The following is a 26,256-nucleotide window of genomic DNA, read 5'->3' on the forward strand; positions in this document are numbered from 1 at the left end:
GGAGGGAGTAAGTTGGATTTACTTACATTCCTCACGGAAATTTACAAGTATAGTGAAAACAACATATATCTTTGGACGATGCCAGATAAACGCACCTATAATTTTTCGGTTGATCAACTATCTGAAATGACGAATTTAGCAAAAGAGTTAACTACTCAAAATAAAAACGTTTATTTTGGAATATGCCCAACAGAAAAAATATTAGGCGAATATAAGCGTCCTAAAATCAATGACATTTCCGGAGTGAGTGTATTTTGGGCTGATATTGATATCGCTGACGATGCACATAAAGCGCAGAATTTACCGCCAGACGTGCAATCCGCAATCATGTTATTACCAGATGTATTACCACCATCAATAATTGTTCATAGTGGACATGGCATACATGCGTATTGGCTGTTAAATGAAGAATGGCGATTAAACAACGATGAAGAACGGCAGCAGGCATCAAATATTATAAAAAAATTACAAGGGCACATAAGACAAGCAGCACAACTTGAAAACTGGCACGTAGATTCTGTTGCAGACCTTGCAAGAGTTTTGAGATTACCAGAAACACTTAATTTTAAAATTCCTGGTCGTCCAGAAAAATGCCAAGTGATTGAGCATTCAGACATTCGGTACAATGTTAGTGATTTTGAAGTTTTATCTGAAATTACTGAAAATAATCAGCTGATTAATACAGAGCGCGCAACCAGGTTTAAAAGATTACCAACTGACGGACCTGCTGAATATATGATTCAAAATTGCGCATTTATTCAGCACTGTGAAATCAATGCAGAGAGGGTCAGTTACGCTGAATGGCTGGCGATGATTACAAACATCGTTCGTGCAACAAATGGAGTGCAGGCGGTTCACCAACTGTCTGCACTTGATAAAAAACGTTATAACCAAGTTGATACAGATAAAAAAATAGATGAAGTCTGCACAAATATTGATAATCCTCAAAGCTGTCAATACATTCAATCTGCATTAGGTTTTACGGGGTGTCCTTCTGGTGGGTGCGGCATAAATGCTCCATGTGGTTGGTCGTTAGGAAAAGCATCGCAAGCGTTAGCCAAAATCAGAAAAATAACATTGCCTGATGTTGATACGGTTTTTACACCTGAAACACTTGGTTCATTAGCAATATTAGAAAAATCAAATCCTACAGAATACGCAAAATTTAAAGAAAAATGCCGTGGTCGAGTGAATTTAAACAATTTAAATTCAGCGTTAAAACAATACCGTAAAGAACAATCTGGATTTGAAGTAATTGAAGGTGGACAAGCTGGAGCATTACAAGAAGGGCAAAAACTTGGGGATGTAACAACTTGCCAGTATGTGCCTGATACACCGCTTAATTTAGCAATTCCAGCCGGATTTATTTATGGCATGGATGGAATCACTGAATTTAAAAAACAGGGTGAGGGCAATACGTATAATAAAGCAGCAGGTGCGCCAGTTATTATTTCAGAGCGGATATTTAATATGGACACTAAAACCGAAAAGGTGCAGCTAACATTTAAATATTTTAATCAATGGGCCAATGTAATTCGTAAACGTTCGGAAGTATTTTCAGCTAGAAATATCATTGCGCTGACTGACTTTGGGCTTAGCACATCGTCAGAATCAGCAAAGTATTTAGTTAAATATTTGCAGGCATTGGAAACTGCTAATCCTTCAACAATACCGCTAAAATATGCAGTATCTAAAATTGGCTGGCGTGAACATTCCTTGACTGATTTTATTATTCCAAATACAAGTGATTACCGAATCGATTTAGAGGATGAGGGCGAAGTCACAGAGGCATTTAGTGTAAATGGAAGTTTTGAAGAGTGGAAGAAAACAGCAATTGAAATCAGAAAACAACCTTATGCCAGATTTATTCTAGCTGCATCATTTGCAACACCGTTATTAAAAATATTTAAAAATCGTAATTTCATGGTTTATTTTTGGGGCACATCCGGCGGTGGTAAAACAGCTAGTCAAGTATTTGCTTTATCGGTTTGGGGATCACCAAATAAATTAATGAAATCATTTTACGGTACGCAAAATGGTATAGAAAAAGCCCTTGCCTTTTCAAATGATTTCCCGATGGTTATCAATGAAAAACAGGTTATGAATGGCCGGGATAAGCAAGACCTATTTGAGCAGATTGTTTATATGCTGGAAGGTGGGCGCGGTAAGCTAAGAGCCAGCAAAAATGGACTACAAAAAACGTCTACCTGGCGCAGTGTTGGCATGGCCAGCGGTGAAGAACCACTGTCAAAAGAAAATTCAATACAGGGTGTAAAAACAAGATTGCTGGAACTCAATGTTTATCCAGTTGTAAATGATGATGCCTTTGCAAAATCATTATATTCAATAGCTGAAGATAATCACGGACATGCGGGGCCAATATTTATTGATAATGTAATCAAAAATGAATCAATTAATGATTACATGGAAATAGAGCAAGCCCGCCAGGATTTAATAAAAATTTTAAAACAAACATTTTCAGAGCATTTCAGCGTACATATCGATAACGTGGCCTTAGTTGCAATGGGAGATTATTTATCAAGTAAATATATCTTTGGATTATCAGAGCAGCAAGCACAACAAGAATCATATCAGTTGGCTTGTGCAATTATGCAAGAACTACCAACAGAACGTCAAATTTCAGACGTTGAACGTGGTTGGGACTTTGTGCAAAACTGGCTGGCGGCGAATACAGGCAGATTTGAAAAGGCATATAGTGATTTAAAAATAACACCTGCGTTTGGCTTTAAAAAAGATGATTATACTTGCGTTTATCCTGAATACCTTACCAAAGCCTTGCAAGATGCTGGTTTTAGTCCAGATAAATTGCTTAGAGAATTTGCAAATAAAAACAGAATTGCAACTGAAAATGATGGAGAAAAACGAAGGTTTAAAGTATTGGTTCGTTATAATGGTCGTCGAACAAGAGTTATAAAAATAAATGACGCACAGCAAGAAAGTCTTGTTTAGTGGTGCCAGTGGTGACACAGTGGTGACGGTAGTGGTGACAGCCTTAAAGCTATATATAATAAGGGTTTATAAGGTATTAATATATAGTGTCACCACTGTCACCACACATATATCAATATATATAGAAAATACACCTATACCTTTATATTATGTAAACTTAATACCTAGTTAACATAAAGTTAAGGTATAAGGTATATTTTAAAAAAGTATCACACCCTTTTGAATTTAGTGGTGACGGTGGTGCCATATCGTTAAACCCTTTATAAATCAAGGCTTTGAGAGATTAAAAACGTCACCACTAAGAGTGGTGCCACCAAAATAAGGAGGTAAATCATGGAATATTTTAACCAAGTAACACCACCTCAAAATATAATTAATGCTCAAAATACAATAAATGTATTTGTTCAACTATTACAAAAAATCGAAAAACGTGCAATGGATGTTGTAAATGAAAAGTATCCTTACATGATTGACCTTGTGGGGAATAATCCAATCATCATTGATCCATACGCGAATTATTCACCAGATGATACAAAAATTTGGATGGAGATTTTTACAACAGTTCATGAAAATCGTGAGTTATATTCGAGGTTATTTTTTATTCGCGGTGGTGGAACTAAATTAATTCGTAACCAGCAATGGGGATTTATTTTACAGCCAATCATTTCTCCTGACGGGTGGGAAAGTATAGATCAATATAATCACGAGAAACAGTGTTTAAATGATTATAAAGACGATGTTGTGCAGTTATTAAAAATAATTAGTAATATGAAATTTAATTAGGAGCGTGAGAAATATGGACATTGATAAAGAAATTGAGAGATGCGAAAAGCTAAAGATGGAGTACATCGATAAGGATTGTATTCACATTGTTAACTATTACAGCGGATTGATTGATGCGTTAAAAGCATTAAAAATATCTACCTACGGACCAAATAACGAACGTGAAAATAAATTAACTAAGCTTACCGATGTAATCGCAAGCAAACATCCAGAAACGGCATTAACGATTGCTACTGAAGAATGTGCGGAACTTATACAAGCTATTACAAAATTAAAACGTGGCAGCGCAAAAAACACGGACAACCTAGCCGAAGAAATTGCAGACGTTTTGATTTGCATTGATTGGGTAAAACGGATTTATGGGGTTTCGGAATTGAATGTGAATCATTGGATTGATTATAAAATCAGTCGTTGTAATGAGCGTTTTGCAAATGGGACGTTTAGGTAATCAAAACAAACGAAGGAGTATGATGAAAATGAGTCAAACATTAGAGTTCGCATACAGGATTGAAGCCGGTGCAAGAATGGCGCACAATATAGAAACTGGCAAAATATGTGAAGCGTATATGTCTATAAAACATTATGATTGTCGTGATGATGTTACACAGGCTGAATATGACGAGGCGCATAAAGCGTACATAAATGGTTTAAGTGACACATTAAATATTTCTACTGAATTTATAACGCCTATTAGCTTAGACGAATATTACAAAGAGACTGGTGAAAACGATGAGGAGGCCTAATTCATGGACAAACACAACAGCAGTCACAACAAAGACCTAACCGCATACAACGCGATCGCAAATATTGACAAACAAAATGTTGACGATAAAAATAATCTGTTTATAAAAATCGTTCGGGGAATTGCAAGGAATCTAGGCTTTGAAGTTATCGGACGTATACATATTAGGCATATTGAATCAGGGAGGGAGTATCGTTAATGGAAGCAAAACTGGATTTTAAAAGACAAGTTACAAAAATCAAACTTAATAAGACTGAAGTTAAAAATAATAGATTGATGGCATTGCTGGCTTTAAGAGGTGCTAGGTTTGAAAAAGAGACAAGCAGGTTTGTTTGGTATGAAGCACCAGGAAACATATTGCCGTTGATTTGAGGAGGTCTAGCCATTGAGTAAACAAACGTTATGTAATTTATGCCTGAAAAAAGGTGAAGTTCATACAATGCTTTACAGTCGCAAGAACAAACGATATATTTGTCCAAACTGCAAAACAATTACTTTGCCAATGCCAAAAGATGATGATTATGTCGAAAAAGAAGTATCGGATGAAATCAAAGAGTTAATGCAGGAGAAGTACAAAGCTAACCTGCCCGCTAAAGACCCTATTCCAGCCGGAGAGGCTATGAAAGGTGGCGGAGGTAATAAGAGTAAGGGACAGAGTAAAAAAGGGCTTATGCAAAAGAAATCGCTAAGTCAACTTTATAAAGAATTATAAAAATTTTTAGTTAAAGTTAAAAATATTGCACACTTTACAAAAGTTGTGTTATAATGAGAATATCCCGTGTACCTAACGGGCAATTACATAAAAATTTTAAGCCGTTCACGTGTTGGACGGCTTTTTCTTATGGTAAAGAAGGGATTTGTTTCCTTTTATCGAAGTAAGTAATATTTTGGTAAAAGGGGTGTATAGTGATGGATCATTGGTTAAGTGAAGATTTTTGTAGGATATTAAAGTATCACAAGGTTATTTTTGATGGCAATGATATTTTAGGGGCATACATAGAAACCGAAGAACATAGAAACGATAATAAAATATTCGTAGGTCGATATGTAATATTAACGAAAGAATACGTAATAATACTACACTATGTAAGAGAAACACAGTTTATAAAAATCACAAAGATAAACAGAAAAAATATAATATCTGTAGATAAAGAATTGTTTTTAGATTATAGGACAGATGATTGGAATCAAAAGACGCCAATGAATGAGTATAAAAAAGCTACAATTACAACGCTAAATAGTGAGTTGTATGATTTTTTAATTCCTGAATTAGATAAAGAGCATTACTTTAATTATGATTTTATCGAAAAAAATGTTTCTCGGTATAATGACTTAATTGATAAATTATAAATATACACAGTAAATTCAAACGGCAAGATTGCATAAACATATCAAGGTACCGTCAAAAATATGTTTAAATATGCAAAAACACAACAAAAATTGAATAAAATACGTGAATAGGTTCCGATAGCAAAAGATTATCGGAACCTATTTTATTGCAAATTAGGGAGTTGGTGAGTATGTAAATGGCGAATCAAGATAAAGTAGAAGATGCAAAAAAAGATTATATGTCTGGAATGAAATATAAAGACATTGCAGAAAAACATGGGGTATCTTTAAGTGCGGTCAAGAGTTGGGCATCGCGGTACTGGAAAAATAAAAAAGTTGCAACCGAAGAAGATAAAAGTTGCAACCAAAATAAAAAAGTTGCAACCGAAAAGTTGCAAACACCTAAAAAACACGGCGCACAACCAGGCAACAAAAATGCTGTCGGGCATGGGGCGCCAAAAGGAAATCAGAATTCAGTTGGGCATAAGTCAAGTGTGCCTTTGGGAAATCATAACGCAATGACACATGGGCTATATGCCAAGTATTTACCACCAGACACGTTAGAGATTGCCGATAGCTTAGATTTTATTTCTCCTATTGATATTCTTTGGAGTAATATCAAAATCAAATATGCCTCTATTCTCCGGGCACAGCAGATAATGTTTGTGCAGGATAAAGATGATTTAACTAAGGAGCTGAAGCGCCAGAAAAATGGTGATTCCTCTTGGGAAGAAGAATATGAATTGCAGTTTGCTTGGGATAAGCAGGCTGCTTTTTTAAATGCACAATCAAATGCAATGAAAACCTTAACAACCATGATTAAGCAGTACGACGAACTTTGCAAATCTGAACTTGCTACAGAAGAACAAAAATTGCGTATTGATAAGCTGAAAGCGGAAGTTGAAAATCTCAAAGGTGATAGTGATTATGAGGACAGTATAACTTTTACATTTAATCGTGAACAGGTGAACAGTGATGAAAATTAATATCGCAGAAAAAATCGCACCATGTTTTGATGATGCATTCTTTGATATACATGAACATAATCATACGCATTATTGGCTAAAGGGTGGACGTGGCTCCACAAAATCATCATTTATTAGTACACAAATACCTCTTTTGCTGATTAACAATCCAATGTGCCATGCTGTTGTATTGCGTAAAGTAGGAAATACGTTGCGTAATTCAGTTTATAACCAAATTCAATGGGGAATATCACACGTTGGGCTGACTAATAAATTTAAGTTTATTACTTCTCCACTTGAAATCACATATAAGAAAACAGGACAAAAAATTCTTTTCTTCGGTGTGGATGATAAAACTAAAATTAAGTCTATTAAGTTGCCCTTTGGTTATGTCGGTATCATATGGTATGAGGAACTTGATCAGTTTACCGGGATGGAAGAAATACGAAGCTTAAATCAATCACTAATGCGTGGCGGTAAAAAGTTTTGGTGTTTTTCTTCTTTTAATCCGCCCAAGAGTCGCGATAACTGGGTTAATGGTGAACAGCTTATTGATGATATTGACCGATATATTAGCCATACAACATACTTGCAAGTACCGCGCGGTTGGCTTGGAGAGCAGTTTTATCTTGAAGCTGATAAACTTAAAAATACTCGCGAGAAACTTTATAAGCATGAATATCTTGGTGAAGTAACCGGTACGGGTGGCAGTGTATTTGATAACATCGAAGAACGAGAAATTACTGATGAAGAAATTTCACAGTTTGACCGTAGGAAACATGGCATTGACTTTGGTTTTGCTGTGGATCCATTGGCTTTTCTTTGTGGACACTATGATAAAAAACACGAAATACTTTATCTGTTTGATGAAATTTATCAGCAGAAATTAAGCAATAAGCGTGCATATGAGCTAATCAAAGACAAGGTTGAGCGTCGTAGAATTACCGCTGATAGTGCAGAGCCTAAATCAATTGCAGAACTTCGCGGATATGGTCTAAATATTTATGGAGCACGTAAAGGTCCAGATTCCGTTGAATACGGCATGAAGTGGTTACAGAGTTTATCGAAGATAGTCATTGATAAAAAGCGTTGTCCGAATACTTATAAAGAATTTGTTAATTATGAGTACGCAAAAAATAAAGATGGTGATTTTATATCCGAGTATCCAGACAAAAACAATCATGCAATTGATGCGTGCCGGTATATGTGTGAAGATGAAATGAAACATAGTGGTATTGGAGTTTTAAAATAGGAGGTGATAGATTTGGATATAGAAACAGCAAAAAAGCTAATAGCAAAACATACCCAAGGTCACAGTAATTTTGTAACAAACTGCCTTATAGCAGAACGATATTTCAGAAATAAAAATGATATCTTGTATTTAAAAAAGCAAGATGATAGCGAAGTCGAAAATCCACTTAGAAATGCCGATAATCGGATTCCTAGAAATTTCTATGGATTACTTGTAAATCAAAAAGCTTCGTATTTGTTTACTGCGCCACCTACTTTTGATGTTGGCCAAGATAGCGCAAATGTTCTTGTTGCTGATGTGCTTGGTGATATATACGCAAAGAATTGTAAAGATTTGTGTATTAATGCCAGCAACGCAGGGATGGCATGGTTGCATTATTGGGTAAACGATGCTGGCGAATTCGAATATGGAATAGTTGATTCTAAACAAGTTATTCCTGTGTGGTGTTCACATTTAAATAAAAAGCTTATTGCAGTTTTACGAGTTTATAAAAGTACCGATGATGACGGTAAAACATTCGATGTATATGAGTACTGGACGGAGGATAAATGTTATTCGTATTGTAAAGCTACTGATGATACTATTGACGTCGGATTGTTTGGCTATAATCAATTTGTTAGTTTTGATGGTTCAGGATTGCAATTCAATGAACTTAGCCATGATTTCGGTCGAGTACCTTTTATTCCATTTCAAAACAATAATATAGCTACTAGTGATTTAGATAATGTAAAGTCGCATATTGATGTTTATGACAAAGTTTACAGCGGATTTGTTAACGATTTAGAAGATATTCAAGAAATAATATTTCTCTTAACCAATTATCAAGGGTCCGAGTTATCAGAGTTTTTAAGCGATATAAAGAAGTACAAGACTGTTAAATTAGCATCGAATGGGGCTGATGATCGCTCAGGACTTGAAACATTAACAATTGATATTCCAATTGAAGCTAGGGAAAAACTTTTAGATATAACACGCAAGGCAATATTTGAACAAGGACAAGGCGTAGACCCACAGCCAAGAGATTTTGGTAATGCTTCAGGTGTAGCACTTAAATATTTATATTCGCTATTGGAATTGAAAGCTGGACTAATGGAAACTGAATTTCGTCTAGGCTTTGGTGAATTGGTGCGTGCAATATGTAAATTTAAAAATATTGAAGTTAAAAATATTGTTCAAACATGGACCCGTACAGCAATAACCAATGATTCTGAACTAGCTACAATGTGCAAAGATTCTGCTGGCATAATCTCTAAAAAGACAATCGTTAAAAATCATCCGTTTGTGGAGAATGCAGATGATGAAATCAAGCAGTTGTCAAAAGAAAAAGAAGAACAGCAGTCGGATATGGACGCATATAAAAACGCTTTTCCTGGCCAAGGCGGTGTAGGCGATGAAAGCAAGTGATTATTGGCGTTGGAGATTTGAACAATTAGAAGAATCGTTATTAAAACAAGGGATTAGCACTTATGACGATATCGAAAGGCAATACCGCGTAGCAATGCAGGAGATAGAAAAAGATATTTCTGTTTGGTATAAACGGTTAGCTGTTAACAATGATATTTCCTATGCTGAAGCTCAAAAAATGCTTAATAAAAATGAATTAAAAGAATTTCATTGGACCGTAGAGGAATATATCAAAAAGGGTAAAGAAAATTCTATAAACCAGCAATGGGCGAAACAGCTTGAAAATGCATCTGCAAAGGTGCACATATCAAGGCTAGAAGCTATGAAATTGCAAATGCAACAGCATTTAGAAGTGTTATACGGGAATCAGTTGGACAGCCTAGACGGTGCAATGCGGAGTCTTTATAGTAAAGGGTACTATCGCACTGCGTATGAAGTGCAAAAAGGTCTTGGCGTGGGTTATGATTTACAAAAACTTGATGAAAATAAAATCAGCAAAGTAATTTATAAGCCTTGGGCACCAGATGGGGCAAATTTTTCAGACCGTATATGGAGTAGTAAGGATAAGCTTATCAATACTTTGCATACTGAACTTACGCAAGCAACAATACGCGGCGATTCGCTAGAACAAGTTGTCCGTAATATTTCTAAAACAATGAATAGTTCAAAATCAGCAGCAGGACGGTTAGTGATGACCGAATCTGCTTTTTTTGCGTCTGCATCACAGAACGATTGCTTTAATGATCTTGGGGTTGAACAATATGAGATCGTAGCTACTTTAGATATGAAAACATCATCTATTTGTCGCGATATGGACGGCAAAGTATTTAAAATGGCTGATTTTAAGCCAGGTATAACTGCACCACCATTTCATTGTTATTGCCGGTCATGTACTGCACCGTATTTCGATGATATGAAAGGCACACGAGCCGCACGGGGCGAAGATGGTAAAACATATCAAGTATCATCTGATATAAAATATGATGATTGGAAAAAAGTTTTTGTAGATAAGAAAATGACCTATGCTAAATGGCAAAATTCAAAAAACATTGATAATCCACACGAAGAAAGCTATAATAAAGGCATAGAAAATACTTACAGAAAAGCCATAGAATTTGGTAATCGTACAGGTAATGAAGGTCTCTATTGGTTAGATAAAAAAGGTGATTCTGCATATCCGGATTTAACAGGGACACAAAATCAAGTTGTTTTCACTAATGATCTAGTTAAGTTTTTGAAAAATGCTTCAAATGATAGCCTAACTTGCGTACATAATCATCCAAGTAGTTCGGCTTTTTCGGATTCAGATTTAGATGTTATGTGCAGATTTAAAAGTATTGATTGTATGAGAGTTATCGGGCATGATGGCGTAGAATATTATGCTAAAGTTGGTGCAGGGCAGAGACCTAATTATAGCGATATTAAAAAATCATATAGTGAAGCAGTGCAAAGTTTGAGAGGTTATTTTGAGCCAAAAGTTTTATCAGGAGAGTTAGAACCCAATAAAGCTTGGAAAGAACATACGCATCAAGTGTTGGAGATGCTTGCTAAAAAATATGAGTGGTCATACTGGAGGGATTTACATGAAGAATAATGATAAAGTTTATATTCCAGATGAAGATTTGCCACCGTATGGCTTATCTGAAGAAGAGTTGGAAAAGCGAAATAAAGAAAGGCAAGCGCATGTAGAAAAAGCTTGGCAGACTATTGATTCTTGGGAGCAGAAATAATAACGTTATTTTAAGGCAGCTTATTTTATAGGCTGTCTTTTCTTATACCCATTTTTAAGGAGTTGATATCTATGAATGTTAAACTCTGTTATTTAGGTGAAAGGCGGTGATCTGATTATCTCCGTTGGTGTTTCGGTTATAGCATCATTCGCCATTTTGGTATTGTTGGGCGGAAACTAACAAGACAAATAGCGTGGACTGAACCACGAAAAACAATGTATTTGAAGGGGGAAGTAAAATGACAAAAGAAGATTTGGTAAAGTTAGGTTTGGATGATGCAACAGCTCAAAAAGTTGCAGATGCAAGCACAGAAGAATTAAAAGGATTTATACCTAAGACACGTTTTGATGAGGTCAATGAAGCTAAAAAACAACTTGACGAACAAATTAAAGAACGCGACAAGCAGTTAACAGAACTTAAAAAGTCTACCGGAGATACTGTTGAATTGCAGAAAAAAATTGAAGAATTGCAGACAGCGAATAAAAATGCCAAGACTGAGTACGAAACCAAATTAAAAGATGTTCAGTTTACTAACGCAATTAAGTTAGCAGTTGCAACTGATGCACAGGATGTTGATTTAGTTGCAGGGCTATTCGACAAGTCAAAATTGATTTTAGGTGATGATGGTAAAATTACAGGTTTGGATGATCAGCTTAAAACATTGAAAGAAAGTAAAGCGTTTTTATTTAAGCAAGGCAAACCACCAGCGTATAATCCAAATGGTGGAGATGGTGGCAATCCTAATCAAAATCCATTTAAGAAAGAAACGTTCAATTTAACAGAACAAGGAAAATTATTAAAAGAAAACCCTGCACAAGCTAAGGTGTTAGCGGCTGAGGCAGGAGTAACAATTTAAGGAGGAATTTAATTTATGCCTATTACAAAATTATCGGACGTTATCGTCCCAGAACTATTCAATCCATATGTTATTAAGCGCACAGCAGAATTATCTGCACTTTTACAGTGTGGAATCATTACAAGTGATGCGGAATTTGACCGATTAGCAAGTCAAGCGGCACCAACAGTAAATATGCCATTCTTTGCTGATCTTACAGGTGAATCCGAGCAGATTATTGAAGATGCTGATCTTGCTGCAAACAAAATTGAATCTAAAAAAGATGTAGCCGCTATTATACGTAGAGCAAAAATGTGGGCAGCTACTGACTTGTCAGCAGCATTAGCAGGAAAAGACCCAATGGAGGCTATTGCAAGCTTGGTGGCAAACTTTTGGGCACGCGACATGCAGAAAGAACTTATTGCAGTGTTAAATGGTATTTTCGGTACATATACGCCAGCTGGAGAAGGTGCAACAGCCGTAACGCCACTAGCTTCAAATTTATTAGATATTACAACTCAAACTAGTGCTGCAGCAAAGATGTGGTCAGCAAGTTCGTTTATTGATGCGCAACAGCTTTTAGGTGACGCACAAGGACAACTTACGGCTGTAGCAATGCATAGTGCAACATGGAGTTATCTTAAAAAGCAGAATCTAATTACAACGGAACATCCTAGCGTTGATGTGTCTTTTGATGCTTATCAAGGGAAGCGAGTGGTAGTTGATGATGGCTGCCCTGTAACTGGAACAGGCAGCAATTCAGTATTTACATCTTACTTATTTGGGCAGGGCGCAATTGCTTTAGGTAATGGTAATCCTGTTGGCTTTGTTCCTACAGAGATTGATCGCGACAAGAAAAAAGGGTCTGGTGTCGATTACCTTATTAATCGTAAGACAATGATTCTTCATCCACGTGGTGTTAAATTTACAAATACAAATGTTGCAAAAACAGAAGGTCCTAGTCGTGCGGAATTAAAAGATGCACAAAACTGGTTGCCTGTATACGAGCCTAAACAAATCAGAATCGTTGCCTTTAAACATAAAATTGGCTAGGATGTGATTTTATGCTAGAAGTAACAAAATTAAAAAAGTTGCTTGGTATAGCCGTTGATGATACAAAGCAAGATGTTAACCTTGAATTTATCCTCGATGATGTAACCGAATCAATCTTAAATTATTGTAATATTAAAGAGTTGCCATTTGGACTGACTAATACAGCTTATCGGATGGCAATTGACCTTTATCGCAATGAGAATATCGGTGATGAAGATGCACCGATTGGCAGTGTATCTTCTATCAAAGAGGGCGATACGCAAACGAACTTCAACAAATCGGTTGATGATAATTTCAAGGATACGCTAATGAAAAATTACTATAGTCAACTAAACAAGTATAGAAAGTTGGTGTGGCAATGAGTGTATTAGATAAAGCAAAACGTCAAGCTAGAAAAGCGATTGAATCTATGTATGTTGGTGTTTGTACGATAAGCAACTATCAAAATATCGAGGATCCAATTACTTTTGTAACTGAATTAAAAGAGGTCGAAGTTATCAAAGACCAACCTTGTAGATTGTCGTATTCTAGCCTGCCAGCAACTAATCAAACAGATAGTTTTGCAGGAGTTAACCAATCAATTAAATTATTTATTGCACCTGAAGTCGTTATTAAGCCAGGTTCCATAATTTCAGTTATTCAGAATGGCAGGACGACCGTTTATAAAAATAGCGGTCAGCCTGCCATTTATTCTACCCATCAAGAAGTTAATCTTGAATTATATGAGGATAAAGCATAATGAAATCAAAAAATGGATTAAAGAATTTTGCTAAACAACTCAATAAAATTCGTGGTAAAGATAAAGAGCTTTTCTATGAGCGAGTAACAAAGGAGTTGGCCGCAAGATTTTTATCTAAGGTAATCAAGCGAACGCCTGTTGGTAAGGGAACCTTCGAATTTACAAAAGATAATAAAAAACGTAAACTTACTAATGGCGGTACACTTCGGCGTGGCTGGACTACAGTTGCAAAATTAAGAGTTGTAAAAATCGGGAACGCCTATCAAGCCACCATAACGAATAACGTAAAATATGCATCATACGTTGAATACGGTCATAGACAAACGCCTGGTAGATATGTTCCTGCAATCGGCAAAAAACTTAAATCTGGCTGGGTAAAAGGTCAATTTATGATGACGATATCGGCAGAGGAAATAAAATCAGAAGCACCAGCGATTTTACAACGCCATTTTATTAAGTTTTTAAAGGGGGCATTTCATGTTAAATGAGATAATGAACGCCATATCGCAAAAAATAAGATCCGTATTCGGTAGTGAATATAAAATTTACTTTGATGAAATCGCGCAAGGCTTTAAAGAGCCTTGTTTTTTTATTTCCTTATTGCAAGCAAATCAAAAACAAATTATTGGTAATCGTTATTTTAGAGAGCATTTTTTTGATATTCATTACTACCCAAAATCAACAGCAGGCATTACACGCGAAGTAAACGAGGTAACAGATAAGTTACTTATGGCGCTGGAATATATCAGCATTGGTGGGGATTTAATTCGAGGTACAAAAATGAAACATGAGGTTCACGATGACGTACTTCATTTTTTTGTTAACTATGATGTATTCGTGAAAAAAGTAATTGAAAAAGGTCCACTCATGATGGAATACACACAAACACAAAAATTAAAGGGGTGAGCTTATGGCAGAACAAGCAGAAAAAACAGTAGCAAGCGATTCAAAATATACTCGTGAAGCTTTAATGGCTTCAAAAAAGTATAGGCAGCAATGCGATATCCTAGCAATTGTTTTAGAAGAAGAAAAAGAATATACACTTGCTGAGGTAGATAAAGCAATTAAAGATTTTTTAAAAAAGCCGGTTAAGGAAGAAATAAACGGTAAGAAGAAGGAGGAATAATCTATGGCGTTAGGTGGAGGTACTTGGCAGTTTCAAAATAAGAAATTACCTGGTACATATATCAATTTTGTTAGTAAAGTAAGAGCTGCAACAGATATTGCTGATCGTGGCTATGGTACTATGCCGTTATTACTTGATTGGGGCGTAGAGGGCCAAGTATTTAGAGTTGAAGCTGAAGACTTTCAAAAAAATAGCCTGAAAATCTTTGGCTATGATTACACAGCTAAAGAAATTAAAGGTTTACGTGACTTATTTAAAAACTTAAAAGTTGGTTACTTTTATCGTGTAAATAACAACGCTGTAAAAGCTACAAGTAATATAGCTACAGCAAAATACGGCGGTAAGCGCGGTAATGACATTACAATTGTTATTTCAGCTAATGTAGATAACGAAGGAAAATTTGATGTTATTACATACATGGCTGTTGATGGCTCAAAAACTGTAGTTGATAAACAGTTGGCAGTAAGTGCTTGGGCAGATGTTAAAGACAATGATTACGTGACGTTTAAAAGGTCAGGAGAAATAGCAGTCACAGCAGGAACACCGCTCACTACTGGTACAAATGGTGAAGCTTCGACAGGCGTTCAATATCAAGAATACCTTGATAAAATCGAGCCTTACTATTTTAATACAATGGGCATTGTAACAACGGATACTAAAATTCAGGATTTGTTTATTCAGTTTACAAAGCGCATGCGTGATAGTGTAGGTGCTAAGTTCCAAACAGTCATTTACGGTAAAGAAAACGTTGATTACGAAGGCGTAATCAGTATTAAAAATGCGGTTACAGATGATGGTGAATCACCAGCGAGCCTCGTTTATTGGTTAACAGGTGCAGAGGCATCTTGCTTGATTAATGCCTCGTGTACAAATAAAACGTATGACGGCGAATTTACAGTAAATACGAATTATAAACAATCTGAATTAGAAAAAGCTATTATTTCAGGTATGCTTATGTTCCATCGTGTTACTGATGCAGTTGCTGGCGATATTACTGGTGATATTAACGTGCTTTCAGATATCAATACTTTTACATCGTTTAGCAAGCAAAAAAATGATGACTTTTCGTTAAATCAAGTTATTCGTGTACTTGATCAGATCGCAATTGATATATCTCGTTTATTTGATAAAACGTATCTTGGTAAAGAACAAAATGACAACGATGGTCGTGTAGCACTTTGGGGCGATATTGTCGCTTTACATAAGGAATATCAGCGTGTGAGAGCAATTCAAAATTTCAATCCTGATGATGTACCAATCCCTGTGCAGGGCGAAAAGAAAACAACCGTAATGCATGAGTATGAAGTACAGCCTACGTGCTGTATGGAAAAACTTTATATGCAAATTACAGTAGCGTAAGGAGGTTAGAACATGGCGGATTTATATAAAACAATGCACGCGAAAGATGTAGTAGCGGCGAAATTAGCAAATTGTTTTATTACGATTAATGGAAATCGATATTTGTTAATGCAAGCAAAAAATCTTGAAGCAAAAATTGAAAAAGAAAAATCAGAAGTGCCGATTCTTGGTCGTACCGGTAAAGGTCATAAGGTAACAAGCTGGAACGGTACCGGATCAATGACAATTTACAATAATACATCAATGTTCACAAAGCTTTTAAAAGATTATAAAGACACTGGAACGGATATTTATTTTGATATTCAGATTACAAATGAAGATCCGACAACATCGGTTGGACGACAAACAATTATTTTGAAAGATTGTAATCTTGATAGTGGTATTATTGCCGCATTTGATGCTGATGGGGATTGGCTAGAACAAGACGTTGACTTCACATTTGAAGATTTTGAAATGCCGGAACAGTTTAGTCAACTTGATGGTATGCAATAAAAATATTTTGGGGGAAGATAAAAATGTCAGAACAAAATTTACAGGGATTTTTAGCAGAGAACGCAATCAAAGCAGAAAATAAAAAGTATGTAGCATCAAAAAGATTTTTAGATGCAAACCGTGAACCCCTTGAGTGGGAACTGCGCGTGCTTACAAGTGATGAAGATGATGCAATCCGGAAATCTTGTAAGAGTAAAGAATTTACGCCTGGAACCCGTGAGGTAAAAGTCACAATGAATAATGATAAATATGCAGAAGAATTAGTATGCTCTTGCATTGTTTATCCAAACTTAAACGATGCAAAATTACAAGATTCTTATGGTGCTGTTGGTGCTGCTGCACTTATTAAAAAGATGTTAACGCCAGGAGAGTTTACTGATTTATATTTAACAGTTAGTGAAATTAACGGATTTAAATCTGGTATGGCCGACAAAATTAAATCCGCAAAAAACTAATTGAGGGGGGCGATATGTATGCGAATGTCGCACATTACGCCCTCCATAAATTTCACAAATTTCCGCATGAATTACTTAACTTAGATGAAAATGAACGTGCTTTTATTATGGCGTCTATAACGGTAAAACTGAAAAAGGACAAAGAAGAAGCGAAAAAGGCTAAGGCGAAAGCAGCTAAGCGCAGAAGATAATGTATTATCACCTAATCTATGGTATAATTTTAGTAAAATATATCATGGATTGGGCGGTGCTTAAATGTCGAAAGAAAAAATTAATTTATTGAAATCAACAATTAAAAATTTAAACAGCAATTTTCAAGATGGATTTTTAATGTCAGATGCAGCCTTTAAACAAATAGAGAATTCTATTAATCCTACCGATATTAAATTTGCTAGCCGAATTAATAACGGGCAAGGGTTGATAATTGGTTTGCAAGACAATATCGTTATAATTGAAAAGGGTGCATTAATGGTACTATCAACGCCACCTGTATCGCTTAATTACAGTGAAATTGATAACACACAAGTAAATTCAAAATTTACTTGTGACCAAATAATTATTTTTGCAGGGAGAAAAGAATTAATATTTGAAATAGATAAATTTGAAACTGACTATATTGTAAAGAGTATTAATGCAAAAATAATTACCAAAAATACAAATAACCATCAAAGTGCTTTCAAGGCAGATGTTAACTTTAAAGATATTAAATTAGATATAGTAGGTCGCAACTTCGATAATGATTTTAAATTAGTCTCAAATAAAGAAGAAATTATATTTCAGAAAAAAGGACTATTGGGAGTTGAGAAAATAAGAATAAATGGAAATGTTCAAAATATAGTTCAGCTTACAGAAGAAAATAAACAAAGTATGTTAAAAAAAGCTGGCTGGGGGTTCGCTGGTGGTGTAATTGGTGGCGTTTTTGGTGTTGGATTAATTGGAATGGCAGCGGGATTGTTAGCGAAAGGTAATAAAAAAGAAATTTGCTTCGCTTGTGAACTTCAAACAGGTGAAAAATTTTTAGCAAAAACAGACAATGAAACTTTTCAAAAATTATTGGCAATTAGTATGATGTAAAAAATATTTTTTATGAAAGCACTTATCTTTTTGATAGGTGCTTTTCTTATGTCTAAATGGGGGTGAGATTTTGGCAACAATAGAACAATCTATCGCAATTAGTGACGGTGTGACTGGGCCATTGGCAAGGATGGAACAAGGGGCAATTGCGGCGGCAAATCGTTTTGACCAAGCGGCTAACGCTGCTAATCGTGTAGAAAATTCAGTGCAAAAAATACATTCGGAAAATATAGGCGCTGTAGGGGCTGCTACATCTGTAATGACAAGCCATTTAAGTGCCGCAGATATAGTGGCAGCACAAACAGCTAATAGCGTAGGAGCTATTGGGAATATGGCAATATGGGCGAAGTCTGGAATTGTTGCGTTAGGCGTGACCATGATGGCTGTATTTGGGGCGATAAATGCAGTTATAGCTTTAATAAGCATGGCTTTTCAGAAAATTAGTGGAACGATGCGGTTATCTGATGAGCTTTCGCAAACGACAGCACGATTAAACTTAATGAATGATAACTTACAAACAACAGCACAATTACAGGATATGATATTTGCTTCGGCACAGAGGTCAAGAGCAGAGTATCAAGCAACAGCAAGTTTTGTAGCTAAAGTAGGGATGATGGCAAAAGATGCTTTTAGTAATAATGGCGAAGTTATCGCATTGGCTGAACAAATTAATAAAATTTTCAAGATATCCGGCACATCTGCGCAAGAACAGGCATCAGCAACATTACAACTAACACAAGCATTAGCATCAGGTGTTCTTCGTGGTGAAGAACTTAACGCGGTATATGAAGCTGCACCAATGATGATTCAAAATATCGCCGATTATCTTGGTAAACCAATGGGGGCTATCCGTGATATGGCGGCAGAAGGGCAGATAACTGCTGAAATCGTAAAAAATGCGATGTTTGCCGCTGCGGATGAAACGAATCGTAAGTTTGAATCTATTCCTAAAACATGGAGTGATGTTTGGACTGATTTTTCCAACATTGCAGTTAGAGGATTACAACCTTTGTTTGAGCAAATTAGCACTTTAGCAAATGACGAAGGTACTCAAGTGTTTTTTAACTCCATAGCTACAGGAATTGCCTATACTGGCATAGCAGTTGCAGGGCTCGTTAATAATCTAAGATGGTTAGGTAGTATAGCATCGGAAGTTTTAAGTTCTCTTAGCGGCGTTTTTGAATATATTGCAGGTTTTGCAATATCAGCATTAGTTGTGTATGGTGCTGGATGGGCAATGGTTAATATGCAAGCGGCAATTAGCGCAATTTATCACGGTATGCTTACGGCTGCAATAGTTCTGCAAAATGTTCAATTGGGAATAGCGTATATTCGCATGTGGACGTTAACAGCAGCTACAGCAGTATGGACGTTAGTAACTCAAGGAGTAACAACAGCTCTTAGAATGTTAAATTTAACAATGCTAATGAATCCAATAGGAATAGTTGTATTCTTTGTTGGCTTAATTATTGCGGCATTTGGTGCGTGGGCAGTAAAAACGCATGGGCTTAGGAATACTATAGCGGATGCGTTTGAATTTATTGTTGACGTTTGCCAAACAGGAGTTAATGCGATGATTAAGTCAATTAATGGGCTCTTAGGTGTCATTAATACTGCAGCAACGGCAATGAATAATCTTTTTGGAACACAGTTTGGGCAGGTAGAAGCAATTGCGGAAGTTGATTTTCAAGGCTTTAAAAATAAATGGAGCGGAGCAATTAGAAATGGTACAGTTATGGATAATTTATTTGGAACACAAGAAAAACCAAATCCAGAAGATTATATGAATGCACCAATTGCAGCACCATTAGGCGAAATAGCTGATGCAGATAAAGACACCTCAAAAAATACAAAAGGTATAAAAGAAGCAATGGAAATCACTGACGAGGATCTAAAATATTTGCGTGATATCGCAGAGCAAGAAACAATCAACAAATACACTACTGCAGAAGTGAAAATCGAAATGGGTGGAGTTCACAACAATGTAAATAATGATATGGATCTTGATGGTGTAGTTAGGTATATCAACGACAGTATTTTTGATGGGATGGTAGCCGGTGCGGAAGCCGTGCATCCATAAGGAGGGGTTAGTTATGGAAAAAGAAAAAATTTTAATTAAAAGTACAGAGTATTTCAAATTTCGTGGAATTAATGATTCTATGCCAGATTGGTTTATGGATATATTAGAAAAGTTCCATAATCTTGTATTTGTATCGCAAAAAGCTATAAACATCGGGACAAATGAAATTCCATTTCATAGCTATGTCGTCAAACATGGTGATAATATTTCTATTTTGACAAAAGAGGAGTTTGAAAAAGAATACAAAGTAGCAGATAAAAGTCGGTCGCTTTATTCACCGTGTGAGAAAATCATAAAGTCAGAAGATGAAGTTATTATTAAATCAAGTGGTCCATTTACACAGATTTTTATAAATGGTGTAGAACTAAAATGGGTACAAAAAATTAAATTTGAACATAATGTGAATGAATTTCCGGTACTTGAAATTAAAAAAATAATTTGAATATGAAAAGAGGGGCTTACTATGAAAAAAGAAAAAACAGTTCAACTGCTGGAACAGTTGAACTGTAAGATGGATAAAATTATTTGCTTTTTAGAAAATAATCATCCAAGTAATGTAAATGTTTCAATAAAGCATATTAGCGAAGAACTTAAGAAAGCTTTTTCTGCTGGCGATCGTATTCTTTGAGCATTTCAATAGCCATTTCAGCAGCGATAGAGCTTATTGTCCTTGCTAGATTAATACTTGGATTCGACGTGTCATTGTTTTTTAGATTTGGATATTTCTTTTCAAATTCAGTGATGGCATTAGCTTTTATTTTATCAAAATCCACTGTATCACCTCCCTTCTTAATCGCTATATTCTACATAATCCAACAATTACCTTGAAAGGAGGCAAATCATGGCATACTACTTTTTTATTGGTGATATGATGTTGCCGGTTCCACCAGCAAAAATGAATGTTAAGGTTAACAATAAAAATAAAACCATTAATCTCATCAATGAAGGTGAGGTAAATATCATCAAAGCACAGGGGCTTACAGAGATTTCTTTTGATGCAAGATTACCTAATCAAAATTATCCTTTCGCTGATTACGATACGTCTTTTTCTAGTTCGCTAACAAGCCAGCTAACAGGAAGTAATTTTTCATTTAAGAAAGCAGATTACTTTTTAGACAATTTTAAAACTTCAAAATTAAGCAATTTGCCAGTTCGCCTCATTATCACGAGAATGCGAAACTGGCAATTACTTTTTGATACCAATATGCTTGTAACACTTGAAGATTACAACATTGATGAAGATGCCGACAATGGCTTTGATTTGATCGTGCCGCTTAGATTTAAGCAATATCGTCCGTATGGCACGAAAGAATGCGAAGTAACTACAGATGAAAACGGTGTTCAGCATATATCTGTAAAAGAAACTCGTCCAGCGTACGATAAAACAGTTCCTAACGCATATAAAATTCGCAACGAGCAATCAATGTGGGAAGTATGTAAACGGATGTCGGGCGGTTCATTAGACTGGCGTGAGGTTATGGAGAAAAATAGCATTACCAATCCGTTAGGGCAGGTAAAAGGTAAGGTGATTACATTTTGAGTAAAAACGAAATGCAAATCATTATACACAACAAGGAACAGGATAAATATTATTGGCCAGCAATTCAAGATGATGTAACACTGGAATATAACCGTAAAGGTGCACCGGGCAAACTTACCTTTAAAGTATTAAAAGATAACATTTTAAATTTCCATGAGGGTGATACTGTACAGGTAAATTACAATGGCGCAAATATTTTTTATGGTTATGTATTTATTAAGCGTCGTAATAAGGATGCTTCTATTGCTGTTACTGCTTATGACCAATTGCGGTACTTAAAAAATAAGGACATTTACATCATTATTGATTCTAAGGCAAGTGACATTATAAAACGTATGGCCGAAGATTTTCAATTGCAAATAGGTGAAATTGACGATACTGAATATGTCATTCCAAAGCATCGTTCCTCTAACGAATGTCTAATCGATACAATTCAAGATCTGCTTGATAAGACAATGGAAAACACGAAAAAAATGTTTGTTTTATTTGATGATCTTGGCAAGTTAATGCTTAAAGACATTGAAAAGATGAAGCTTGACTTGCTTATTGATGCGGAAACAGCTGAAGATTTTTCCTATGAATCCTCTATCGATAAAGATACCTATAACCGCGTGAAACTGTACTACGACAATAAAGAGACAGGTAAACGTGAGGTATGGATGGCATTGGATAGTGCAAATATGAAACGTTGGGGTGTATTGCAATTAACTGAATCGGTAAATGCAAAAAAGCCTCTTAATTTTGAACAAATGGCAGATTTAAAGTTAAAGTATTTTAATCGCATAAAAAGAACACTGACTATTCAAAATGCATTAGGAAATGTAAGAGTAAGAGGCGGAACAATGCTTTATGTAAATCTAAATTTGGGCGATATGAAACTTGCTAAACAAATTATTGTTGAAAATGTAAAACATAAATTCTCAAATAATCTTCATTTAATGGATTTAACCGTTAGAGGGGATGTGATAACCGGATGAGTACACAATTAGTTCAAACAATTCAAATGTTAGCTAAACAGACGCTAGATGCAAGCAAGCCAAGCGATTATGTATTAGGTGTGGTTGAAGCTGTTAATCCACTGACGATTCGAATTGAACAAAAAGAAAGCATTCCAGAGGAATTCTTAATTCTTACTGATGCGGTTAGAGATTATGAAGTTGATATCGAGGTAAATCACGTTACGGAAAATCGTGCTGGTGGCTCTGGTGACGCTGAATTTGCTTCACACAATCACGGTTATGTTGGTCGTAAAAAAATCAAAGTTTATAATAGCCTGCATGTTGGCGAACAGGTAATACTGATACAACAGGCAGGAGGGCAAGAGTTTATCGTCCTTAGTCGTGTATTTAATCACACGAATCTTAGTGGGCAATGGGGGTGATTTGATTGGCTTTATTACCAAATGCATTATTAAATGAAATACCCGAATTTAAAATCAAAACACAGCCTAATAAAACCTACAAAATGCTTATCGAGGATGAAGAGGTTCTAGGCGATACGGACGACTTGGAAGCCATAGAGCAAGCCTGCTATAAAGTTTTGAATACAGAACGATATCGATATGTAATTTATAGTTGGAATTACGGAGTTGAATTGCAGGATTTGTTTGGCAAACCAATACCTTATGTGTTTTCAGAACTTCCACGAAGAATTCGAGAAGCACTTATTCAAGATGATCGCGTGAGTGATGTTACAAATTTTGATTTATCCAATCAAAAAGGCAATGTATTAGCTAAATTCGAAGTCGTGACTGAAAAGGGAATAATTAAAATGGAGAAAGGAGTGCAAGTAATGTAATGTATGAAAATCAAACAGATGAAGTAATTTTAAAACGAATGCTGGAATCAGTTCCGGATTCACTCGATCAACGTGAAGGGAGTATTATTTTTGACTCTTGCAAGCCTGCTGCAATTGAAGTCATGTTGCTGTACTCTATGGCAGATTACTTCCTTAAAAATACTTTCGGCGATACTGCAGAACGTGAATATCTCATAGAACGTGCAAAAGAACGTGGCTTGTCTCCATTTCCTGCTACATATGCGAAATGTAAGGGAACATTTACTCCTGCAACTCTTGATATTCCCATTGGTACTAGATTTTCATATGATGATGTCAATTACGCGATTACTGAAAAAATCAGTGATGGCGTTTATTTTATGTCTTGTGAGACTCCTGGAACAGTAGGCAATAAGCCAACAGGTACGTTGATACCGATTGATTATGTGGCAGGCCTTCAAACCGCAGTATTATCAGAAGTAACGGTACCAGGTGAGAACGAAGAAGAAACTGAAACATTTAGAAAACGTTATTTAGATAGTTTTAATTCGCAGGCGTATGGTGGCAATATTGCTGATTACCGTGAGAAAGTAAATAAAATTCAAGGTGTAGGAGGAGTTAAAGTATATCCTGTATGGAATGGGGGCGGTACAGTTAAAATCACATTTATGACCAGTGAATTTAAGCCGCCAACTAATGAATTTGTGAATGAGGTGCAAACAAAGATCGATCCGATCATGAATTCTGGTCAGGGTGTTGGTATAGCACCGATAGGCCATCACGTTACGGTTGCAGGAGCTAGTAACTCGGCTATAGCAATTGGTTTGCATCTTACTTTTAGCGCAGGGACATATGACAGCTATAAAACAGCGATTGAGGAAGCTATAGATACATATTTTCTTGAGCTGAATAAGAACTGGCAAAGCACTCAGCATGCGGAGATTGGCAACGTTAGCAATGCAGGAATTGTTGTTCGCATATCTCAAATAGAAAGCAGGATACTTGATATATCAGGCATCGAGGATGTACAGCATACAACATTGAATTGTGTAGAAGAAAACCTTACGCTTGGGCTTAATGATTTAGCTGTAAGAGGTGAGGTTACAAATGGAAGCTGATATTCGTGACGTAAAAGTCGAGAGGTATTACCCCGATGTGCTGGCCAATTCAAAGGAGTTTAAGGCCTTAAGCAGTGCTGTTGACCCGGAATTAAAATTAAATTGGACAGCGCTATGGAAACAATTTTTAAATACTTTTGTATACTCTTTAGATGAAGATGGCGCAACACGCTGGGAATCAATGCTCAGGCTATATCCTACAAAGACGGATACTCTTGAAACCAGGCGTAAGGCAATACTTGCAAAGATAAACTCTATGCTGCCATACACTGAGCGAAGTTTACAATCCATGTTGGATGGGGTGTATGGTGTTGGAAAAATAAAAGTTAATATTGACTATAACAAATATAAGTTGTGGCTAGATGTTGCCCCAGATTTACTTTTAAAATCACCAGCAATTCGTCAATATACAAAAGTGATTGCGCCTGCAAATTTGACGATGAACGTCTCAAATACAATTGAATTCAAATTTGGATTGTATTATGGTGGCGTGGTTAAACAAACAAAACATGTGTCGATTTATCCAAATGGCGATTTTAACGTGGATATTGATCATTTATATTTTGTTGTTGCTGGTGTAGTAAGGCAAGCAAAACATTTTACATTAAGGAGTTGATTATAAAATGGCACAGTATCCAAAAATAACATTAACAAATAGCGGATTAAACATGATAGCTGAATCCCAGGGAGGGATAGAACTCATTTTTACAAAAATGATTATGGGTGACGGAGAACTTGCAAGCGGTGAAGATATAAAAGTGCTGACGGGTGTAAAAAATGCAATGCTAACAGTACCGTTGCAAGGTTTTCTAAATCAAGGGGAAGGTCAAGTAAGGCTTAGATTTACGGTCAGTAATGAAACATTAAATACAGGATTTTTTGCTAGAGAGATTGGTGTATATGCTAAATTAGGCAAATCTGGCACAGAGCAGTTATACGCTTATACTAATGCAGGAAATAAAACTGATTATATGCCCGATAAAAGCGTTCCACTTGATAGCCAGATTTTAGACCTATATATAATAGTAGGAAATGCAACTGGTGTATCGGCTGTATTAGATGGGAATGCATTGTATGCTACAGCGCTTGATCTAACCGAACACAACACCAGCGAAATAGCGCACGAAGATATACGAACAGCAATTGCCGAAGCAACAAAAAAAGCAGGGCTTCCAGTTGGCTATACCTATACAGTCGACTATATTGAACTACAGCCAGGGCAACTGGCACTGCTTGGCGGAAAATATCCCAAATCAACATATACTGACCTGTGGGCATGGGTACAAACTCATTCAAGTCTAATCAAAACCGAAACTGAATGGCAAGCAATGAAAACTGCATCTGGTGGTCGTGCAGTACCGTTCTATGCAGATGTTGATGAACAATATTTTAGGGTGCCGTTGAATACAGTTTGGGTAAAAGGTGCAAGTAGTG

The 26,256-nt window shown here is 36.0% G+C and carries 36 protein-coding genes; 35 read left to right on the forward strand and 1 reads right to left on the reverse strand.

Annotated elements, in window-relative coordinates; translation table 11 throughout:
* Positions 1-12: 12 nt before the first annotated feature.
* The 28 genes from ACWZFG_RS07560 (at position 13) to ACWZFG_RS07695 (ending at position 21,016) form a co-directional block, all read left to right on the forward strand.
* On the forward strand, positions 13-2,970 hold the full coding sequence (locus tag ACWZFG_RS07560; protein ID WP_455577321.1) for a DUF927 domain-containing protein: 2,958 nt from the start codon (positions 13-15) through the stop codon (positions 2,968-2,970).
* 333 nt (positions 2,971-3,303) lie between these two features.
* Complete coding sequence (locus tag ACWZFG_RS07565; protein ID WP_455577322.1) at positions 3,304-3,753, forward strand: hypothetical protein; 450 nt, start codon at positions 3,304-3,306, stop codon at positions 3,751-3,753.
* 13 nt (positions 3,754-3,766) lie between these two features.
* A complete protein-coding gene (locus ACWZFG_RS07570; RefSeq protein ID WP_455577323.1) occupies positions 3,767-4,201 on the forward strand; it encodes a MazG nucleotide pyrophosphohydrolase domain-containing protein in 435 nt (144 codons plus the stop codon).
* A gap of 28 nt (positions 4,202-4,229) precedes the next feature.
* Positions 4,230-4,496: a hypothetical protein gene (locus ACWZFG_RS07575; RefSeq protein WP_455577324.1), complete on the forward strand. Its 267-nt coding sequence runs from the start codon at positions 4,230-4,232 to the stop codon at positions 4,494-4,496.
* A gap of 3 nt (positions 4,497-4,499) precedes the next feature.
* Positions 4,500-4,694, forward strand: a complete 195-nt coding sequence (locus ACWZFG_RS07580) for a hypothetical protein (RefSeq protein WP_455577325.1) — start codon at positions 4,500-4,502, stop codon at positions 4,692-4,694.
* On the forward strand, positions 4,694-4,867 hold the full coding sequence (locus ACWZFG_RS07585; protein WP_455577326.1) for a hypothetical protein: 174 nt from the start codon (positions 4,694-4,696) through the stop codon (positions 4,865-4,867). Before ACWZFG_RS07580 ends, ACWZFG_RS07585 begins: the two co-directional genes overlap by 1 nt.
* Positions 4,868-4,880: 13 nt before the next feature.
* A complete protein-coding gene (locus ACWZFG_RS07590) occupies positions 4,881-5,207 on the forward strand; it encodes a hypothetical protein (protein ID WP_455577327.1) in 327 nt (108 codons plus the stop codon).
* A gap of 197 nt (positions 5,208-5,404) precedes the next feature.
* Positions 5,405-5,845: a hypothetical protein gene (locus tag ACWZFG_RS07595; protein WP_455577328.1), complete on the forward strand. Its 441-nt coding sequence runs from the start codon at positions 5,405-5,407 to the stop codon at positions 5,843-5,845.
* A 176-nt stretch (positions 5,846-6,021) separates the two neighbouring features.
* Positions 6,022-6,810, forward strand: a complete 789-nt coding sequence (gene terS, locus ACWZFG_RS07600) for a phage terminase small subunit (protein ID WP_455577329.1) — start codon at positions 6,022-6,024, stop codon at positions 6,808-6,810.
* Positions 6,800-8,041, forward strand: a complete 1,242-nt coding sequence (locus ACWZFG_RS07605) for a PBSX family phage terminase large subunit (RefSeq protein WP_455577330.1) — start codon at positions 6,800-6,802, stop codon at positions 8,039-8,041. Before terS ends, ACWZFG_RS07605 begins: the two co-directional genes overlap by 11 nt.
* Before the next feature lie 3 nt (positions 8,042-8,044).
* Positions 8,045-9,445 carry a phage portal protein gene (locus tag ACWZFG_RS07610; protein ID WP_455577331.1) on the forward strand — a complete coding sequence of 467 codons (1,401 nt, stop codon included), beginning with the start codon at positions 8,045-8,047 and terminating at the stop codon, positions 9,443-9,445.
* A complete protein-coding gene (locus ACWZFG_RS07615) occupies positions 9,432-11,039 on the forward strand; it encodes a minor capsid protein (RefSeq protein WP_455577332.1) in 1,608 nt (535 codons plus the stop codon). The genes ACWZFG_RS07610 and ACWZFG_RS07615 overlap by 14 nt, the downstream gene beginning before the upstream one ends.
* Entirely contained in the window at positions 11,029-11,175 is a 147-nt protein-coding gene (locus ACWZFG_RS07620; RefSeq protein ID WP_177503246.1) for a hypothetical protein, read from the forward strand. Before ACWZFG_RS07615 ends, ACWZFG_RS07620 begins: the two co-directional genes overlap by 11 nt.
* Before the next feature lie 238 nt (positions 11,176-11,413).
* On the forward strand, positions 11,414-12,031 hold the full coding sequence (locus ACWZFG_RS07625; RefSeq protein ID WP_455577333.1) for a phage scaffolding protein: 618 nt from the start codon (positions 11,414-11,416) through the stop codon (positions 12,029-12,031).
* 15 nt (positions 12,032-12,046) lie between these two features.
* Entirely contained in the window at positions 12,047-13,063 is a 1,017-nt protein-coding gene (locus tag ACWZFG_RS07630; RefSeq protein ID WP_455577334.1) for a major capsid protein, read from the forward strand.
* Between the two features lie 11 nt (positions 13,064-13,074).
* Entirely contained in the window at positions 13,075-13,425 is a 351-nt protein-coding gene (locus ACWZFG_RS07635; protein WP_455577335.1) for a phage head-tail connector protein, read from the forward strand.
* Complete coding sequence (locus ACWZFG_RS07640) at positions 13,422-13,802, forward strand: hypothetical protein (RefSeq protein ID WP_455577336.1); 381 nt, start codon at positions 13,422-13,424, stop codon at positions 13,800-13,802. The genes ACWZFG_RS07635 and ACWZFG_RS07640 overlap by 4 nt, the downstream gene beginning before the upstream one ends.
* On the forward strand, positions 13,802-14,290 hold the full coding sequence (locus tag ACWZFG_RS07645; protein WP_455577337.1) for an HK97 gp10 family phage protein: 489 nt from the start codon (positions 13,802-13,804) through the stop codon (positions 14,288-14,290). The genes ACWZFG_RS07640 and ACWZFG_RS07645 overlap by 1 nt, the downstream gene beginning before the upstream one ends.
* The gene (locus tag ACWZFG_RS07650) at positions 14,280-14,708 is read left to right on the forward strand and encodes a phage tail terminator family protein (protein ID WP_455577338.1); all 429 of its coding nucleotides are present in this window, start codon (positions 14,280-14,282) and stop codon (positions 14,706-14,708) included. Before ACWZFG_RS07645 ends, ACWZFG_RS07650 begins: the two co-directional genes overlap by 11 nt.
* A gap of 4 nt (positions 14,709-14,712) precedes the next feature.
* On the forward strand, positions 14,713-14,928 hold the full coding sequence (locus tag ACWZFG_RS07655; RefSeq protein WP_455577339.1) for a hypothetical protein: 216 nt from the start codon (positions 14,713-14,715) through the stop codon (positions 14,926-14,928).
* Positions 14,929-14,931: 3 nt separating this feature from the next.
* Positions 14,932-16,287, forward strand: a complete 1,356-nt coding sequence (locus tag ACWZFG_RS07660; protein ID WP_455577340.1) for a phage tail sheath subtilisin-like domain-containing protein — start codon at positions 14,932-14,934, stop codon at positions 16,285-16,287.
* Positions 16,288-16,299: 12 nt separating this feature from the next.
* A complete protein-coding gene (locus tag ACWZFG_RS07665; RefSeq protein ID WP_455577341.1) occupies positions 16,300-16,779 on the forward strand; it encodes a phage tail tube protein in 480 nt (159 codons plus the stop codon).
* Between the two features lie 23 nt (positions 16,780-16,802).
* A complete protein-coding gene (locus ACWZFG_RS07670; protein WP_455577342.1) occupies positions 16,803-17,234 on the forward strand; it encodes a phage tail assembly chaperone in 432 nt (143 codons plus the stop codon).
* Positions 17,235-17,248: 14 nt separating this feature from the next.
* Positions 17,249-17,425, forward strand: a complete 177-nt coding sequence (locus ACWZFG_RS07675) for a hypothetical protein (RefSeq protein WP_455577343.1) — start codon at positions 17,249-17,251, stop codon at positions 17,423-17,425.
* A 64-nt stretch (positions 17,426-17,489) separates the two neighbouring features.
* Positions 17,490-18,308 (forward strand): hypothetical protein, encoded by an 819-nt coding sequence (locus ACWZFG_RS07680; RefSeq protein WP_455577344.1) that lies wholly within the window; start codon positions 17,490-17,492, stop codon positions 18,306-18,308.
* Positions 18,309-18,378: 70 nt separating this feature from the next.
* Complete coding sequence (locus ACWZFG_RS07685) at positions 18,379-20,388, forward strand: tape measure protein (protein WP_455577345.1); 2,010 nt, start codon at positions 18,379-18,381, stop codon at positions 20,386-20,388.
* A gap of 13 nt (positions 20,389-20,401) precedes the next feature.
* Positions 20,402-20,830: a hypothetical protein gene (locus tag ACWZFG_RS07690; protein WP_455577346.1), complete on the forward strand. Its 429-nt coding sequence runs from the start codon at positions 20,402-20,404 to the stop codon at positions 20,828-20,830.
* A gap of 21 nt (positions 20,831-20,851) precedes the next feature.
* On the forward strand, positions 20,852-21,016 hold the full coding sequence (locus tag ACWZFG_RS07695; RefSeq protein WP_455577347.1) for a hypothetical protein: 165 nt from the start codon (positions 20,852-20,854) through the stop codon (positions 21,014-21,016).
* Here the strand turns inward: ACWZFG_RS07695 and ACWZFG_RS07700 are convergent.
* Positions 20,979-21,161 (reverse strand): hypothetical protein, encoded by a 183-nt coding sequence (locus ACWZFG_RS07700; RefSeq protein ID WP_455577348.1) that lies wholly within the window; start codon positions 21,159-21,161, stop codon positions 20,979-20,981. The two genes, ACWZFG_RS07695 and ACWZFG_RS07700, sit on opposite strands and share 38 nt — an antisense overlap.
* A 68-nt stretch (positions 21,162-21,229) precedes the next feature.
* Between ACWZFG_RS07700 and ACWZFG_RS07705 the strand changes: the two genes are divergently transcribed.
* The 7 genes from ACWZFG_RS07705 to ACWZFG_RS07735 all read left to right on the forward strand — a co-directional run.
* A complete protein-coding gene (locus ACWZFG_RS07705; RefSeq protein WP_455577349.1) occupies positions 21,230-21,928 on the forward strand; it encodes a hypothetical protein in 699 nt (232 codons plus the stop codon).
* The gene (locus ACWZFG_RS07710) at positions 21,925-22,905 is read left to right on the forward strand and encodes an XkdQ/YqbQ family protein (RefSeq protein ID WP_455577350.1); all 981 of its coding nucleotides are present in this window, start codon (positions 21,925-21,927) and stop codon (positions 22,903-22,905) included. Before ACWZFG_RS07705 ends, ACWZFG_RS07710 begins: the two co-directional genes overlap by 4 nt.
* Positions 22,902-23,309: a DUF2577 domain-containing protein gene (locus ACWZFG_RS07715; RefSeq protein WP_455577351.1), complete on the forward strand. Its 408-nt coding sequence runs from the start codon at positions 22,902-22,904 to the stop codon at positions 23,307-23,309. The genes ACWZFG_RS07710 and ACWZFG_RS07715 overlap by 4 nt, the downstream gene beginning before the upstream one ends.
* A gap of 5 nt (positions 23,310-23,314) precedes the next feature.
* Complete coding sequence (locus ACWZFG_RS07720; RefSeq protein ID WP_455577352.1) at positions 23,315-23,725, forward strand: DUF2634 domain-containing protein; 411 nt, start codon at positions 23,315-23,317, stop codon at positions 23,723-23,725.
* Positions 23,725-24,822, forward strand: coding sequence for a baseplate J/gp47 family protein (locus tag ACWZFG_RS07725; protein WP_455577353.1), 1,098 nt, complete (start codon positions 23,725-23,727; stop codon positions 24,820-24,822). The genes ACWZFG_RS07720 and ACWZFG_RS07725 overlap by 1 nt, the downstream gene beginning before the upstream one ends.
* The gene (locus ACWZFG_RS07730; protein WP_455577354.1) at positions 24,812-25,438 is read left to right on the forward strand and encodes a putative phage tail protein; all 627 of its coding nucleotides are present in this window, start codon (positions 24,812-24,814) and stop codon (positions 25,436-25,438) included. The genes ACWZFG_RS07725 and ACWZFG_RS07730 overlap by 11 nt, the downstream gene beginning before the upstream one ends.
* Positions 25,439-25,445: 7 nt before the next feature.
* On the forward strand, positions 25,446-26,256 hold an 811-nt coding region (locus tag ACWZFG_RS07735), incomplete at its 3' end, for a hypothetical protein (RefSeq protein ID WP_455577355.1).

The sequence above is a fragment of the Anaerosinus sp. genome (assembly GCF_965318445.1).